Annotated in this window: 17 protein-coding genes; 7 read left to right on the top strand and 10 right to left on the bottom strand. The window is 66.4% G+C overall.

Going from position 1 to position 13,982, the window contains the following annotated elements; genetic code table 11:
* Nucleotides 1-113 precede the first annotated feature (113 nt).
* Nucleotides 114-536 carry an Lrp/AsnC family transcriptional regulator gene (locus QTH90_RS18285; RefSeq protein WP_286665984.1) on the top strand — a complete coding sequence of 141 codons (423 nt, stop codon included), beginning with the start codon at nt 114-116 and terminating at the stop codon, nt 534-536.
* 43 nt (nt 537-579) lie between these two features.
* Here QTH90_RS18285 and QTH90_RS18280 read toward each other — a convergent pair whose 3' ends face one another.
* Nucleotides 580-2,043 carry an N-acetylmuramoyl-L-alanine amidase gene (locus QTH90_RS18280; RefSeq protein WP_286665983.1) on the bottom strand — a complete coding sequence of 488 codons (1,464 nt, stop codon included), beginning with the start codon at nt 2,041-2,043 and terminating at the stop codon, nt 580-582.
* Complete coding sequence (gene tsaE, locus QTH90_RS18275; protein ID WP_286665982.1) at nt 2,040-2,537, bottom strand: tRNA (adenosine(37)-N6)-threonylcarbamoyltransferase complex ATPase subunit type 1 TsaE; 498 nt, start codon at nt 2,535-2,537, stop codon at nt 2,040-2,042. The genes QTH90_RS18280 and tsaE overlap by 4 nt, the downstream gene beginning before the upstream one ends.
* Between tsaE and queG the strand changes: the two genes are divergently transcribed.
* Nucleotides 2,523-3,593, top strand: a complete 1,071-nt coding sequence (gene queG / locus QTH90_RS18270) for a tRNA epoxyqueuosine(34) reductase QueG (RefSeq protein ID WP_286665981.1) — start codon at nt 2,523-2,525, stop codon at nt 3,591-3,593. The genes tsaE and queG overlap by 15 nt on opposite strands.
* On the opposite strand, the gene QTH90_RS18265 is transcribed toward queG, so the two are convergent.
* Both QTH90_RS18265 and QTH90_RS18260 read right to left on the bottom strand, forming a co-directional pair.
* Nucleotides 3,580-4,008, bottom strand: a complete 429-nt coding sequence (locus QTH90_RS18265; RefSeq protein ID WP_286665980.1) for a hypothetical protein — start codon at nt 4,006-4,008, stop codon at nt 3,580-3,582. The two genes, queG and QTH90_RS18265, sit on opposite strands and share 14 nt — an antisense overlap.
* A 29-nt stretch (nt 4,009-4,037) precedes the next feature.
* Nucleotides 4,038-4,967: an AEC family transporter gene (locus tag QTH90_RS18260; RefSeq protein WP_286665979.1), complete on the bottom strand. Its 930-nt coding sequence runs from the start codon at nt 4,965-4,967 to the stop codon at nt 4,038-4,040.
* A 79-nt stretch (nt 4,968-5,046) separates the two neighbouring features.
* Here QTH90_RS18260 and QTH90_RS18255 point away from each other — a divergent pair, with 79 nt between their 5' ends.
* From QTH90_RS18255 to QTH90_RS18245, 3 genes are all read left to right on the top strand, one after another.
* On the top strand, nt 5,047-6,021 hold the full coding sequence (locus tag QTH90_RS18255; RefSeq protein WP_286665978.1) for a tripartite tricarboxylate transporter substrate binding protein BugE: 975 nt from the start codon (nt 5,047-5,049) through the stop codon (nt 6,019-6,021).
* Between the two features lie 65 nt (nt 6,022-6,086).
* Nucleotides 6,087-7,013, top strand: a complete 927-nt coding sequence (gene xerD, locus QTH90_RS18250; protein WP_286665977.1) for a site-specific tyrosine recombinase XerD — start codon at nt 6,087-6,089, stop codon at nt 7,011-7,013.
* A gap of 73 nt (nt 7,014-7,086) precedes the next feature.
* Complete coding sequence (locus QTH90_RS18245) at nt 7,087-8,061, top strand: Bug family tripartite tricarboxylate transporter substrate binding protein (RefSeq protein WP_286665976.1); 975 nt, start codon at nt 7,087-7,089, stop codon at nt 8,059-8,061.
* Nucleotides 8,062-8,078: 17 nt separating this feature from the next.
* On the opposite strand, the gene QTH90_RS18240 is transcribed toward QTH90_RS18245, so the two are convergent.
* Nucleotides 8,079-8,882: a ferritin-like domain-containing protein gene (locus QTH90_RS18240; protein WP_286665975.1), complete on the bottom strand. Its 804-nt coding sequence runs from the start codon at nt 8,880-8,882 to the stop codon at nt 8,079-8,081.
* Nucleotides 8,883-8,921: 39 nt separating this feature from the next.
* Between QTH90_RS18240 and QTH90_RS18235 the strand changes: the two genes are divergently transcribed.
* Nucleotides 8,922-9,446 carry a gamma carbonic anhydrase family protein gene (locus QTH90_RS18235; protein WP_286665974.1) on the top strand — a complete coding sequence of 175 codons (525 nt, stop codon included), beginning with the start codon at nt 8,922-8,924 and terminating at the stop codon, nt 9,444-9,446.
* Between the two features lie 23 nt (nt 9,447-9,469).
* Nucleotides 9,470-10,468: an Hsp33 family molecular chaperone HslO gene (gene hslO / locus QTH90_RS18230; RefSeq protein ID WP_286665973.1), complete on the top strand. Its 999-nt coding sequence runs from the start codon at nt 9,470-9,472 to the stop codon at nt 10,466-10,468.
* Here hslO and QTH90_RS18225 read toward each other — a convergent pair.
* From QTH90_RS18225 to eno, 5 genes are read right to left on the bottom strand one after another with little or no spacing between them, the layout of a single operon-like run.
* Entirely contained in the window at nt 10,462-10,707 is a 246-nt protein-coding gene (locus QTH90_RS18225; protein ID WP_286665972.1) for a hypothetical protein, read from the bottom strand. The two genes, hslO and QTH90_RS18225, sit on opposite strands and share 7 nt — an antisense overlap.
* Nucleotides 10,704-11,696 (bottom strand): hypothetical protein, encoded by a 993-nt coding sequence (locus QTH90_RS18220; RefSeq protein WP_286665971.1) that lies wholly within the window; start codon nt 11,694-11,696, stop codon nt 10,704-10,706. The genes QTH90_RS18225 and QTH90_RS18220 overlap by 4 nt, the downstream gene beginning before the upstream one ends.
* A gap of 20 nt (nt 11,697-11,716) precedes the next feature.
* Nucleotides 11,717-12,373, bottom strand: a complete 657-nt coding sequence (locus QTH90_RS18215; protein ID WP_286665970.1) for an AAA family ATPase — start codon at nt 12,371-12,373, stop codon at nt 11,717-11,719.
* A 23-nt stretch (nt 12,374-12,396) separates the two neighbouring features.
* Nucleotides 12,397-12,672 (bottom strand): cell division protein FtsB, encoded by a 276-nt coding sequence (gene ftsB, locus QTH90_RS18210; RefSeq protein ID WP_286665969.1) that lies wholly within the window; start codon nt 12,670-12,672, stop codon nt 12,397-12,399.
* Nucleotides 12,673-12,692: 20 nt separating this feature from the next.
* Nucleotides 12,693-13,976 carry a phosphopyruvate hydratase gene (eno, locus tag QTH90_RS18205; protein ID WP_286665968.1) on the bottom strand — a complete coding sequence of 428 codons (1,284 nt, stop codon included), beginning with the start codon at nt 13,974-13,976 and terminating at the stop codon, nt 12,693-12,695.
* Between the last annotated feature and the right edge of the window lie 6 nt (nt 13,977-13,982).

Raw genomic sequence — 13,982 nt, 5'->3', positions numbered from 1 at the left:
GGGGTGATGGATCCATTGTTTCAGCCGGAGGTGCCAAAGTGAACCGTTCAACTTGTCATAAATGACATCGATGCTTGCATTGTGTCGATCGAAGATTGCAAAATGACAATTCCATGGACGACACCGACCGCCAACTCATCGCCCTGCTGCGCGACGACGCCCGCATGTCCGTGGTCGCGCTGGCGGAGAAGCTCCGCGTGGCGCGCGCCACCGTGCAGAACCGGATCAGCAAGCTGGAGAGCGACGGAACCATCGTCGGCTACACCGTGCGACTTCGGCCGGATGCGGAGCCCCATCGCATCCGCGCCATGATGAGCATCGAGGTCGACGGGCCGCATGGCGCCGAGGTTCGACGCGCGCTGCGGGGTCACGCCAATGTCGTGACCCTCCACACCACGAACGGGCGCTGGGACCTGATGGCGGAGTTGCGAGCCGACACGCTCGAGGCCTTCGACCGGGTGCTCACGGCCATCCGTTCGATCCCGGGGATATCGAACAGCGAGACGAGCATCCTGTTGTCGACCTACAAGCTGTGATCAATCCAGCCGGAGTGGGCCCCGCGGCCATCGGCGCGCGGAACTACAACTGGCGGCTGCGCGCCAGCGGCGGGTTCTGCGCAAAGTAGCGCTGAATCCCCCGCATCAGCGCGTCCGCCAAGTCTTCCTGATAGGCCGTGCTGCGCAGCTTGGCCTCTTCCTCGGGATTGCTGATGAACGCGGTCTCGACCAGCACGCTCGGGATGTCCGGCGCCTTGAGCACCGCGAAGCCGGCCTGTTCGACCTGCGCCTTGTGCAGTCGTGCACCAATGCTGCGGATCTCGCCCAGCATCGCGCCGCCCAGCTTGAGGCTGTCGTTGATCTGCGCGGTGGTGCTCATGTCGAGCAGTGCGCGTTGCACCTGCGCCTCGTGATTGCCCACGTTCACGCCGCCGACCTTGTCGGCCTGGTTTTCCTTGTTGGCGAGCCAACGTGCCGCACTGCTCGATGCGCCACCCTGGCTCAGGGCGAACACGCTCGCGCCTCGTGCTTCGGGCGTCGTGAACGCGTCCGCATGGATGCTCACGAACAGGTCGGCCTGCACGCGGCGCGCCTTTTGCACGCGCACGCCGAGCGGCACGAAGAAATCTGCGTCGCGCGTCAGATAGGCGCGCATGGGGTTGCCGTTGACGCTGCTCGCATTGATGCGTTCGCGCAGCCGGTGGGCGATCTGCAGGACGATGTCCTTCTCGCGCGTGCCATTCGGCCCCATGGCGCCGGGGTCCTCGCCGCCGTGGCCCGGGTCCAGCGCGACGATGATGATGCGGTCGGTCTGGCTCGCCGTGGCGATGCCGCGCCCGGTGGTGACCGGTGGAGGCGGCGCGCTGACTGCCGGTGGCGGCATGGGAATGGGCAGAGGGCCGACCGGCGCTGACGGGCGATTGGCCTGCGTGACTGACACCGGCGGCGTCGCGCGCGCAGATTGCTGCGCCATCAGCTCGCCCAGCGGATCGGCAGCCTCGCCGCCCGATCGTGATGGCGTGGGCGTGTCGCCGGAAGGAGGAGGCGCGGCGCCAGCCACCGCGGTTTTCGGCGCGTCGCGCAGGCGCTCGGCGATCAGCGACTCGAGCGGATCGGCGGCTTGTTGCGGATAGAGGTCCAGCACGAGCCGGTCCTTGTACGCGGCGACCGGTGCCAGCGAGAACACCTGAGGCGCCACCGCCTGCTTGAGGTCGAAGACGATGCGCACGACGCCGGGAGCGAACTGGCCGACGCGCAGGCCGTTGATGTAGGGATCGTCGGGCTTGATCTTGCCGACCAGCTCGCGCAACGCGGGATTGAGGTCGATGCCGTTGATGTCCACCGCCAGCCGCGGTGGGCTGCCGACCACGAGTTGCTGCGAATTCAGCCGGCCATCCGATTCGATGGTGACGCGCGTGTAGTCGGAGGCGGGCCACACGCGGACCGCCACGATGGTCGCGCCCTGCGCAATCTCGTGGACGCCCAGCAGCAGAGCAATGCTGCCGCCCTGTAGCAGCGCACGTCGCTTCAGTCCGCTCGCCCTCATGCGGCGTCGGCAAGCAACAGGCTGCCGCGCGGCGTGTGCGCGCGGAGTGTCACTGTGCGGGTGTCGTCGGTCATTGCTTCGATTTTAATAGCGAGGTCCGCAAGCGGAATGCGCCCCGCGGCGTTTTCAGGCCATTCCGCCATCTTCACCCCCGGTCCGGCGAAGATGTCACGAAAGCCTGCATCCTCCCATTCGCGCGGATCGCTGAAGCGATAGAAGTCGAAGTGGAAGATGGCGAGCCCGTCGGGTGCCTCGTGGGGCTCCACGACGGCATACGTGGGGCTCTTGATGCGGCCCGTGATGCCCAGCGCGCGCAGCAGGTGGCGAACGAAGGTCGTCTTGCCTGCGCCCAGGTCGCCTTGCAGCGAGATGAAGGCGTCGCGCAGGGCGGGCGACTGCGCGAGGGCGCGCGCCAGGGCGTCGGTGTCGTCTTCGGTACGCCATACCAGGGTGGCGCTGTGCGTTTCTACAATCGGCAGGTGATCGGCAGCCATCAACTCGTGATTCGGATTCAGGCTTTGGCCCGGGAACTCGGATTCTCCCAAATCGGGGTCGCGGGTGTCGATCTATCGAGCGCGGAGCCGGGGCTGATGCAGTGGCTGGCCGAGGGATTCCATGGCGACATGCACTACATGGCCACCCACGGCACGCGCCGCGCAAGGCCGGCGGAACTGGTGCCAGGCACCGTGTCGGTGATCACGGCCCGCATGGACTATCTTCCGCGCGCCACTCCAGACGATTGGCAGGCGATCGAGTTCTCTCGCCTTCGGCGGCCGGACGAAGGCATCGTCTCGCTCTATGCGCGCGGCCGGGACTATCACAAGGTCCTGCGTTCGCGCCTCTCGAAGCTGGCGGATCGCATTGCCGGGGAGGTCGGGCCCTTCGGTCACCGCGCCTTCACCGACTCCGCGCCCGTGCTGGAGGCCGAACTCGCATCGCGCAGTGGCCAGGGCTGGCGCGGCAAACACACACTCGTGCTGGACCGCGAAGCCGGCTCGATGTTCTTCCTCGGCGAGATCTACGTCGACATGGCCCTGCCGCCGAGCGCACCGGTCACGCCGCATTGCGGCAGCTGCAGCGCCTGCATCGATGTGTGCCCGACGCAGGCCATCATTGCGCCGCACCGGCTCGACGCGCGGCGCTGCATTTCATACCTGACGATCGAGCATGCGGGGTCGATCCCCCTTGAGTTGCGCCCGCTGATGGCCAACCGCATCTACGGATGCGATGACTGCCAGTTGATCTGCCCGTGGAACAAGTTCGCCAAGAAGAGCGCGCTGCCTGATTTCGACGCGCGCGATGGCCTCACCGGGCGTCAATTGAGCGAACTCTTCGCCTGGAGCGAAGAAGACTTCCTGCGCTACACCGAAGGCAGTCCGATCCGGCGCATCGGCCACGAGCGATGGTTGCGCAACGTGGCTGTCGCGCTCGGCAATGCACTGCGCGCCGGCGATGACAGTGCGCGCGAGGCCCTGGTCTCGCGCCTCGAACACCCGAGCGCGCTGGTGCGCGAGCACGTCGAATGGGCGCTGGCGCTCAGTGCCGGATGATGGCGGAGATCTGGGCTGTTCCCGAGTCGAGCGAGCGCATCGAACTTAGGCGGAGCGAACCGTATTTCAACGCCGGGTTGTTGATCAGCTTGCCGCTGAAGTGGCCGTTGAAGCGGGCATCCTTGCAGCCGCTCACGGTGAGTTCGATCGAGGCATTCGCGGGCGACACGTAGTCCGTGCTCGACCCCATCAGGGTGCAGGCGGCTTCCGGGACAGTGCCATGCACCCGGCCGTCGAAGTCGATCTGCAGCACGCCCGGGTAGACCTCCGGGGGCCCCTGCGCACCCGTGTCCTGCTGCACCACGTAGAAGAGGAAAGGGCCATTCCAGCCGCCCTGGTAGCGGGTGTATTCCTGCGCATGCACCGTGCCCGCCAGCGACGATGCAGCGATGACGGCCAGAAGGTAGCGGCGCATCGGGAGATGGTAGCCGTGAAGCTTGCCGGCTATCGCGTAAGTGCCAGGGCGAAGGGCAGGCTCAAGACGCCGAGCAGCGTCGAGAGTGTCACCAGCCCCGCCACAAAGGCGCCGTTGTAGCCCATGCGAGCCGCCAGCACGTAGGCGCTCGACGCGGTGGGCACCGCAGAGAAGGTCATCAGCACCGCCGCCTGCGCCGGGTCCAGCTTGAGCACGACCGCGAGCCCCCAGCCGATCAAAGGCAGCACCAGGTGCCGGATGGCGAGCACCGACACCGCCAGCACCTTGCCTTGTGCGAGTGTCGCGAACTGCATGCCCGCACCGGCCGCCATCAGCCCGAGCGCCAGCGATGCCGCGCCGATGCGGGTGAGCGTCGGCTCGAGCCAGGTCGGCACGCCGAGGCCCAGCACATTCGCGATGAGGCCGGTCACGGTGGCGATGATCAGGGGGTTGCGTACAAGCTGCCGTGCAAAGCCGGTCTGCGCATGGCGCGTCATCGGCCAGACGGCCGCGATATTGAAGAGCGGCACGCACACCCCGATCAGCACCGCGATCATGAGCAGTCCCTCGGGCCCCGCGATTCGGTCGGCCAGCGCCAGGCAGATGAACGAGTTGAAGCGAAAGGCGATCTGCGCGCTGGCCGCGTGGTCGCGACGGTCGATGTGCGCGCCGATCACCGGCAGGAAGGGCAGGGCGTAGGCCAGCGCGATGCCGCTGAGCCCGACGCCCACGCCGGCGGTCAGCAGGTTGGAGGTGGCCCCGAAGTCGAGCGGGCTGCGCACGATCGAATGGAACAGCAGGACCGGGAAGAGGAAGTAGTACACCAGGCTTTCCACCTGGTTCCACACGCTGCGGTCGAGTGCCGTGTAGCGGCACAACAGCCAGCCGCAGGCGATGAGGGAAAAGTCGGGGAAAAGCAGTTGCGCATAGTTCACCCGTTCGAGGATATCCCGCGACATGGGTAATCCACGAGGTGGGTGGGCGGGCGACCCGTTAGCATCCGGGCTTTTGTTTATTGGCCCAAGGAGGGCTATCCACATGCAACGTCGTCAATGGAATGCGTTTGCCAGCGCAGCCGCGCTGTTTGCGCTCGCAGGGTCCAGCTGGGCGCAGGGTTATCCGAACAAGCCCATCGAACTTTCGGTGCCGTTCGCACCCGGTGGCACCACGGACATCGTGGCGCGCGTGATCTCCGAACCGCTGGGCAAGACGCTGGGCCAGCCCGTGGTGGTCATCAACAGGGCGGGCGGCGGTGGCATCGTCGGTGCGGCCGAGACGGCCCGGGCCACGCCGGACGGCTACAAGCTCGGTGTTGCGACCGTGTCGAGTACGGCGGCCAATCCGGCCATCAACCCGAAGACGCCGTACGACCCGATCAATGATTTCACGCCGATCGTCAACATCGCGGCCACGCCCAACATCATCGCGGTGCATCCGAGCTTCCCGGCCAAGAACTACGCCGAATTCGTCGCAGAACTGAAGAAGAGCCCGGGCAAGTATTCGTACGCGACGTCTGGCACGGGCGGCATCGGGCACCTGCTGATGGAGCTCTACAAGAGCCTGACCAACACCTTCGTCACGCACATCCCCTATCGCGGTGCCGGCCCGGCGCTGAACGACGTCGTGGCCGGACAGGTGCCGATCATGTTCGACAACCTCCCGTCGGCGCTGCCGTTCATCCAGACCGGCAAGCTGGTGCCGATCGTCGTGTCGGCGCCGCAGCGCCTTGCCGCGCTGCCCAATGTGCCGACCTTCAAGGAAGTCGGCCTGGAGCCGGTGAATCGCATGGCCTACTACGGCATCCTCGGCCCGAAGGGCCTGCCGAAGGAGGTGGTCGACAAGATCAACGCTGGCGTCAAGAAGTCCGTCGAAGACCCGGCCGTGCGCAAGCGCATCGAGGACACGGGCTCGCTCATCGTGGCGAACACGCCCGATCAGTTCGCTGCGCAGATCAAGGCCGAGTACGAGGTCTACAAGCAGGTCGTGGCCAAGCAGAAGCTCAAGCTCGACTGAACCAGGGCACTCTCGCTCGAAGCCGCCCCTTTCCGGGCGGCTTTTTCTTTTGTTATCTTGCTCGAATGACCGCGGCCACCGAAACGCCCACCCGTACGCCTGCCGACAGGCCTGAGATCGATGACTTCATCGACGCCCTGTGGCTCGAGGACGGCCTCTCCAAGAACACGCTGGCAGCCTATCGCCGCGATCTCGAACTGTTCGCGCAATGGATGACCACCGAGCGCGGCAAGGTGCTGGACACCGCCCAGGAAAACGACCTGCAGGCCTACATGGGCGTGCGCCTTTCCGACAAGGGCAAGGCGACCTCGGCCAACCGGCGCCTCACGGTCTTCAAGCGCTACTACCGATGGGCCCTGCGCGAACAGCGCATTGCCGCCGACCCGAGCCTGCGCCTGGCGCCGGCCCGGCAGATGCCGCGCGCGATCAAGACCCTGTCGGAGAAGCAGGTGGACGATCTCCTCGCCGCGCCCGATGTTGATACGTCGCTGGGCTTGCGCGATCGCGCCATGCTCGAACTGATGTACGCGAGCGGGCTGCGCGTCAGCGAACTGGTCGAGCTGAAGGTGTTCGAGATGAGCCTGAACGACGGCGTGCTGCGCGTCCTCGGCAAGGGGAGCAAGGAGCGGCTGGTGCCCTTCGGTGGCGAGGCGCGCCGCTGGATCGAGCGCTATCTGCACGAGTCGCGCCCCGTCATCCTGGATGGGCAGCAGACTCCGGACCTGTTCGTCACCAGCCGCGGTGCGGGCATGACGCGGATGATGTTCTGGGTCATCGTGAAGAAAAACGCGGTGGCGGCCGGCATTCATGTGCCGCTGTCGCCGCACACGCTGCGTCACGCCTTTGCGACGCACCTGCTCAACCATGGGGCCGACCTGCGTGCGGTGCAATTGCTGCTGGGCCATGCGGACATCTCGACCACCACCATCTACACGCACGTCGCGCGCGAGCGCCTGAAGCAGCTGCATGCGCAGCACCATCCGCGCGGCTGACATCGCGCGTTCGTCTTTCGCCGGAGAATCGGATGCTGTATTCGTATCCCAGCCCAGTCCAGGAGTTGTATCGATGCCTTTGAAATTTCCCCGGCGAGCCGTCACGCTCGCGCTGGGTCTTGCACTGTTCGCCGGCGCGTCGCAGGCGCAAGTCATCCCCAAGACCATCCGCCTCGTCGTCGCCTACCCGGCGGGCGGTGTCAGTGACGTGGTCGCCCGCGCACTGGCCGACAAGCTCGCGGCCCAGCTCGGCAGCACGGTCGTGGTCGAGAACAAGGCAGGTGCCAGCGGAACGATCGGCATGGACGCCGTCGCCAAGGCCGCGCCCGACGGCGCCACGCTGGGCTTTTCGGCTATCAGCCCGCTGGTGCTGAATCCGCACCTGGGCAAGTCGCCCTTCGACCCCCTGAAGGACATCGCGCCTGTGGTCAGCGTCATGTATTCGCCGGTGTTGCTGCTGGCGACGCCCGCAACGGGAACACGCGATTTCGGCTCGTTGCTCGATGACGCGAGGGCGCGGCCCGGTGCCGTGCGCTGGGCGACGTCAGGGCAGGCTTCGCTGGGCCACGTGGTGCTCGAGCAATTGCGCGCAGCGGCGAAGGTCGACATCACGCACATCCCATACAAAGGCGGCGGCCAGCAGCTGAACGATGCGCTCGGCGGCCAGTTCGAGATCCTGTCGACCAATGCGGGGCCCAGCGTCGCCGCGCAGATCAAGGCCGGCAAGCTGCGTCCGCTGGCCGTGGGGGCGCCGGCACGGCTCGACAACCTGCCGAAGGTCGCGACACTGGCCGAACTGGGCTATCCGGCCGCCAACCTGTCATCGCTCTTCGGCGTCTTCGCGCCCGCCGGGACGCCGTCGATCCTTATCGAGAAGTACAACGTCGAGATCAACAAGGCCCTGGCCAGCCCCGACCTGCGCGCGAAGCTGCAGGCGACGGACAACGTGCCCACGGGTGGGCGCACCGAAGAATTCGCGAACGAGATCGCGGGGGAATTCGAGAGCAATGGCCGCATCGTGCGGGCGGCTGGCATCCGCGCGGAATAGTCTCAACCGGGGAGTGCTCAGGTCTGCGACAGCGCCTGCAGCTCTTCGTCCGTGAAGCCGGCGCGGGCGCGGGCCTCCAGGTTGAACGGCGCGCGCAGGCGCGGCGCCTCGTGGCGTCGATACAGCACGCGGTAGAGCGCGATCGGGTCGAGGCCCTCGCGCTCGCACAACCAGCGATACCAGTGGTTGCCGATCGCCACGTGGCCGACTTCGTCGCGCAGGATGATGTCGAGGATTGCGCAGGCTGCCAGTGCGTCCGGCGTGTTCACGCGGCGCAGCTTGGCCTGGATCAACGGCGTCGCGTCCAGGCCGCGTGCTTCGAGGGTGCGCGGCACCAGCGCCATGCGGGCGACCACGTCGTTCCTCGTCTTCTCGCACATGTTCCACAGGCCGTCGTGCCCGGTGAAATCGCCGTAGCGGTAGCCCATGCTGCGAAGGTGGTCGTGCAGCAGCGTGAAGTGGTGGGCTTCCTCGTCGGCCACGCGCAGCCAGTCGCGGTAGTAGGCCTCCGGCATGCCGTCGAAGCGCCAGGCTGCGTCCAGCGCGAGGTTGATCGCGTTGAACTCGATATGGCAGATCGAGTGGATCAGCGCGGCGCGTCCTTCCGTCGTGAAGGGCGACCGCTTCTCAACCTCGGTGGCGGAGACGCGAAGCGGCCGCTCCGGACGGCCCGGCACGCCGGTTTCGTCGCCCTCGGTGCGGACGGGCTCCGCGGGCATCGGGTGCAGGGCCGATTGCGCGAATGTGGCACGTGTCGCGGCCACCTTGAGGTCGGGATCGGTGAGGCGCAGAGCGGCCAGGGCGCCAAGGCGGAGGTGCATCCCTACAATTCTAGGTTTTCGATCTCTGGAGACACCGCGATGGCCCTTTACGAACTCGATGGCGTAGCGCCCCAACTCGGCGAAGGCGCCTGGGTCGCCGACAGCGCGCAGGTCATGGGCAACGTCGTGCTGGCCGAGAACGCGAGCGTCTGGTTCGGCGCAGTGCTGCGGGGCGACAACGAGGCGATGCGCATCGGGCGCAACAGCAATGTGCAGGATCTGTCGATGCTTCATTCCGACCCAGGCTGCCCGCTGACCATCGGCGACAACGTGACGATCGGCCACCAGGTCATGCTGCACGGCTGCACGATCGGCGACAACTCGCTCATCGGCATTCAGGCGGTGATCTTGAATAACGCGAAGATCGGCCGCAATTCCATCGTTGGCGCCGGCAGCGTCGTGACCGAGGGCAAGGAGTTTCCCGACAACTCGCTCATCATCGGATCGCCGGCCAAGGTGGTGCGCACGCTCGACGATGCCGCTGCCGAAAAGCTTCGGCACGGTGCCGAGCACTATATTGAAAACGGCCGTCGCTTCGCGAAGGGCCTCAAGAAAATCGCCTGAAGAGGCGGGAGAGCGAGTCTCAATTGAGCGAGTTGCACAAGTTCCTGTTCGACGGCCTGCCGGTGCGCGGCATGATCGTGCGCCTGACCGATGCCTGGCAGGAAATCCTGGCGCGCCGCGCCTCCAACACGGGCACCGGAGCCTATCCGGCCCCCGTGGCCGAGTTGTTGGGCGAAATGACGGCTGCCGCCACGCTGATGCAGGCCAACATCAAGTTCAACGGCGCGCTCATCCTCCAGATCTTCGGCGACGGCCCGGTCAAGATCGCGGTCGCGGAAGTGAAGCCCGATCTCAGCCTGCGCGCCACGGCCAAGGTGGTGGGGGATCTCGCCGCCGATGCACGCCTGCCCGACATGGTCAACGTCAGGAACAAGGGCCGCTGCGCAATCACGCTCGACCCGAAGGACAAGCTGCCGGGCCAGCAGCCCTACCAGGGCGTGGTGCCGCTGTTCGGTGATCGCGGCGAGAAACTCGACCGGCTGAGCGACGTGCTGCAGCACTACATGCTGCAAAGCGAACAGCTCGATACGACGCTCGTGCTGGCGGCCGACGACAAGGTGGCTGCCGGCCTTCTGATCCAGCGCCTGCCGGTCAAGGGCGAAGCCAACCTCGAAGGCACATCCGGAAGCGATCACGACCAATCCAACGAGGACGAGATCGGCCGCAACGAGGACTACAACCGCATCTCGATCCTTGCGTCGAGCCTGACACGCGACGAACTGCTCACGCTGGACGTCGACACCATCCTGCGCCGCCTGTTCTGGGAGGAGAAGCTGTTGCGCTTCGAGCCACAGGCGGGCCTGCTGGGACCGCATTTCGCATGCACGTGCGGGCGCACGAGGGTGGCGAACATGATCCGCGGGCTCGGGGTCGAGGAAGCGGACAGCATCCTCGCCGAGCGAGGCGACATCGAGGTCGGCTGCGACTTCTGCGGAAAGCAGTACCGCTTCGATGCGGTTGATGCCGCGCAGATCTTTACCGCGCCGGGAGATCAGATGCCGGGCACGGCGGTGGTTCAATAGGGCTGCAACCAGCGAACACGGGCCCAGAACCGGTCCCCGAACCGCGCGGCGCCCAGGCCGCATCCAACGACGGCGAGCGCCACGAGCGCACTCAGGCCCAGGACACCGAGCGGCCACAGGCTGACGCACAGGCCCACGCCGACGACCAGTCCGAACAGCGCGCCGCAGATGAACCGCACCCTCATCTCGAACGCATCGGGCTTCCTGCCGGTCGGCACAGGACCTGATTCAACTTTCATGGCTTGGGCGCGGAGCGTCCCGTTTCGGCCTCGAAGCGACTGAAGCGGATGTCCGGCGCGCTGGTGTTGTGGCGCGAGGGGACCGTCCGGCCGAAGCGGACCATCGTTGCCTCGAGCCTGGAGACCGAGGGCAGGTCCTGCGTCCGCAACGCCGAAGTGGGGCTTGCCTGCCAGCTTATTGCGCTCATGTCCGCGTTGTCGGCGGCCACATACATCGAGCGCAGCATCGCGAAGGGCCGGTCGCTTCGTGTCGCCGGCTTCAGGGAAACATCGAGCGCCGTGCGTTTCTCGCTGATCTCCGCGACCTTCACGTCTGCGCGGCCGCCATCGGCGAAGCGGACATGGAAGGCGAGCGGCTGCGTACTGACGTCGATCGATGCGATGTTCACCACCGGCCGGCCATCGGTCTCGACCGGCCCCATCAGGAAGGATGAGCCGTACACGCCGTCACCGAAGCGGGCCAGCGGAAGCGGCTTGAGGCGCCAGTAGCCGTCGGCCGGATACATCACAAGCGCTTCGAGGGGCTTGGCACCGGCCTTCTTCGCATAGACCTGCAGCAGATGGATGTCGTCCTCCGTGCGCTTGCCGACACGCACCGGCACCCGGTGCGGCCGCCAGAAACTGGGCAGCGTGAGGCCGACGACCATCCAGTCCTTGCCGTCATGGAACACGACCCGGCGCGGCTTGAATGGGAAGCTCGGGTCGGTGGGATGCGCACCGCCGTCGAAGTTGCAGTTGGAGAAGTCGGGCGCCGTGACGTCGGCCTTGATGTCGGCCAGGTAGGGCGGCGGCAGCGCTTCGACCCGGAATCGGGTGATGCCCCGGGCGCTGAGGGTCATCGACACGTTGTCCTCCTCTGCACAGGCCGTGGGGCGCGTCTGGTTTTCGACGGTCACGGTGGCGGGTGCGCCCCACGCCGATGCGCAGAAGAAGCATGCCGAGGCCAGGGAGGTGGCGATGCGAAAGCGGAGGTGCGATGAACTTGCCATGGGTCTGGGGGGGCTGTGGCCTAGGGCCGCCGGGCCACGAGATCGCTGAACAGCCTGTGCTCGCACGCAGGGTCGGAACACTTGTCGCAAGGCCAGAACCATGGGCGCTGCTCGGCGTTGGGGCTGCCCCTGCCCGACGCATTGCCCGCGGCTTCGGCGCTGGCGTTGATGGCATTCCATGCGCCAGCGAGCCGATCCGGTCCACGGCCGTGAATCACGGAATAGGGTGCTCCCGCGCGGGCGAGGGCTGCGCGCAACGATGCATCCACTCGATCGCGTTGCGCGTCGTCGCCGACATTCGGCAGGTCGAGCGCCATGAGGAGCGTGATGGCATAACCGCGATGCGCCGTCAGCGCGTTCGCGTAAAGCGCGTCCTCGCCAAGAAGGATGTCGTGATGGACCGCGGCCACCAGGGCCGTCGTGTCGGCCACGACCACGCCTTGCTCGGCCGCGGATGCGATGCGGCGTGTCTGTTCGCGGGCGATGGCCGCCAGTTCGGCGGTGTCCGGGGCGCGCCGTTCGCGCATCTGCCATTCGTGCGAGACGTCCGCGACCAGTGTGGCCACGATGTCGCGTTGCGAGAGCCGCGCGGCGAGCGCGTTCGCGAGTTCGGTCTTGCCGGTGCCTTGGGCGCCAAGCAGCGCGATAACGCAGCCAGCGGGGAGATCGGGCGTCATGCGGCCGCCGGGAGCGATGCCATTCAGCGCGTGATCTGCACGAAGACTTCGTTGGGCTTGACCATGCCGAGCTCCTGCCGGGCACGTTCCTCGACCATCTCCAGCCCCTCCTTGAGGTCGTTGACCTCGTTGGCAAGGCGTTCGTTGTTCAAGGCGGCGCGGGCGTTGGCTTCCTTCTGGTCAGCCAGCTTTTCCTGCAGCTGCGCCACCTCGCGCACGCTGCCGCGCCCGGTCCACAGCTGCCACTGGAGTATCAGCAGCACGAGGACCAGGATGATCGGGACGATGCGCGATCGCATGGCGCCTGATCCCGGGAAGATCAGCGCAGGTTGTAGAAGGCGGCGCGACCGGGGTACGACGCGACGTCGCCGAGGTCTTCTTCGATGCGCAGAAGCTGGTTGTACTTGGCGATGCGGTCCGAGCGCGACAGCGAGCCGGTCTTGATCTGGCCAGCATTGGTGCCGACCGCGATGTCGGCGATGGTGCTGTCCTCGGTCTCACCCGAACGGTGGCTGATCACTGCCGTGTAGCCCGCGCGCTTGGCCATCTCGATGGCGGCGAAGGTCTCGGTCAGGGTACCGATCTGGTTGATCTTGATGAGGATCGAGTTGGCGATGCCCTTGTCGATGCCTTCCTGCAGGATCTTCGTGTTGGTCACGAACAGGTCGTCGCCGACCAGCTGCACGCGCTTGCCGAGACGTTCGGTCAGGTGCTTCCAGCCATCCCAGTCGCCTTCGTGCATGCCGTCCTCGATGCTGATGATCGGGTATTTGTCGACCCAGGTCGCGAGCATGTCGGTCCAGCTTTCTGCGGTGAGGCTGAGGTTCTCGCCGGAGAGCAGGTACTTGCCGTCCTTGTAGAACTCGCTCGCGGCACAGTCCAGGCCCAGGGCGATCTGCTCGCCGGCGGTGTAGCCGGCCTTGTCGATGGCTTCGAGGATCAGCTGGATCGCGGCTTCATGGCTCTCGACGCTCGGCGCGAAACCGCCTTCGTCGCCCACGGCGGTGCTGATGCCGCGGTCGCCCAGGATCTTCTTGAGCGCGTGGAACACCTCGGCGCCATAGCGCACGGCCTCGCGGAAGCTCTTGGCGCCCACGGGGATGATCATGAATTCCTGCAGATCCAGGCTGTTGTTCGCGTGCGCGCCGCCGTTGATGACGTTCATCATCGGCACGGGCAGCTGCATGCCGCCCATGCCGCCGAAGTAGCGGTACAGCGGCAGACCCGATTCTTCGGCAGCGGCGCGAGCCACGGCCATCGACACGGCCAGGGTCGCATTGGCGCCCAGGCGTGCCTTGTTGTCGGTGCCGTCGAGGTCGTTCAGCGTGCGGTCGAGAAAGGCCTGCTCGCTCGCGTCGAGGCCCAGCACGGCCTCGGAGATCTCGGTGTTGATGTTCTCGACGGCCTTGAGCACGCCTTTGCCGAGATAGCGGCTCTTGTCGCCGTCGCGCAGCTCGATGGCTTCGCGCGAGCCGGTCGATGCGCCCGACGGAACCGCCGCACGGCCCATGGTGCCCGATTCGAGCAACACGTCGCATTCGACGGTGGGGTTGCCGCGGCTGTCGAGGATTTCACGCCCGACGATGTCAACGATTGCACTCATTGTTCT

The organism is Variovorax flavidus (assembly GCF_030317145.1).
In the GTDB taxonomy this organism is placed as follows: domain Bacteria; phylum Pseudomonadota; class Gammaproteobacteria; order Burkholderiales; family Burkholderiaceae_C; genus Variovorax; species Variovorax flavidus.
The sequence above is the reverse complement of the archived record's forward strand: the minus strand, read 5'-3'. Positions and strand labels throughout refer to the sequence as shown.

What these genes read in the sequence shown, in the direction of transcription:
- QTH90_RS18225 (WP_286665972.1), bottom strand. Translation starts at nt 10,707, where the DNA reads ATGAAAGTTGAATCAGGTCCTGTGCCGACCGGCAGGAAGCCCGATGCG.
- ftsB (WP_286665969.1), bottom strand. Translation starts at nt 12,672, where the DNA reads ATGCGATCGCGCATCGTCCCGATCATCCTGGTCCTCGTGCTGCTGATA.
- QTH90_RS18235 (WP_286665974.1), top strand. Translation starts at nt 8,922, where the DNA reads ATGGCCCTTTACGAACTCGATGGCGTAGCGCCCCAACTCGGCGAAGGC.
- QTH90_RS18245 (WP_286665976.1), top strand. Translation starts at nt 7,087, where the DNA reads ATGCCTTTGAAATTTCCCCGGCGAGCCGTCACGCTCGCGCTGGGTCTT.
- QTH90_RS18285 (WP_286665984.1), top strand. Translation starts at nt 114, where the DNA reads ATGGACGACACCGACCGCCAACTCATCGCCCTGCTGCGCGACGACGCC.
- tsaE (WP_286665982.1), bottom strand. Translation starts at nt 2,537, where the DNA reads ATGGCTGCCGATCACCTGCCGATTGTAGAAACGCACAGCGCCACCCTG.
- QTH90_RS18260 (WP_286665979.1), bottom strand. Translation starts at nt 4,967, where the DNA reads ATGTCGCGGGATATCCTCGAACGGGTGAACTATGCGCAACTGCTTTTC.
- QTH90_RS18215 (WP_286665970.1), bottom strand. Translation starts at nt 12,373, where the DNA reads ATGACGCCCGATCTCCCCGCTGGCTGCGTTATCGCGCTGCTTGGCGCC.
- xerD (WP_286665977.1), top strand. Translation starts at nt 6,087, where the DNA reads ATGACCGCGGCCACCGAAACGCCCACCCGTACGCCTGCCGACAGGCCT.
- eno (WP_286665968.1), bottom strand. Translation starts at nt 13,976, where the DNA reads ATGAGTGCAATCGTTGACATCGTCGGGCGTGAAATCCTCGACAGCCGC.
- QTH90_RS18255 (WP_286665978.1), top strand. Translation starts at nt 5,047, where the DNA reads ATGCAACGTCGTCAATGGAATGCGTTTGCCAGCGCAGCCGCGCTGTTT.
- QTH90_RS18265 (WP_286665980.1), bottom strand. Translation starts at nt 4,008, where the DNA reads ATGCGCCGCTACCTTCTGGCCGTCATCGCTGCATCGTCGCTGGCGGGC.
- QTH90_RS18240 (WP_286665975.1), bottom strand. Translation starts at nt 8,882, where the DNA reads ATGCACCTCCGCCTTGGCGCCCTGGCCGCTCTGCGCCTCACCGATCCC.
- QTH90_RS18220 (WP_286665971.1), bottom strand. Translation starts at nt 11,696, where the DNA reads ATGGCAAGTTCATCGCACCTCCGCTTTCGCATCGCCACCTCCCTGGCC.
- QTH90_RS18280 (WP_286665983.1), bottom strand. Translation starts at nt 2,043, where the DNA reads ATGAGGGCGAGCGGACTGAAGCGACGTGCGCTGCTACAGGGCGGCAGC.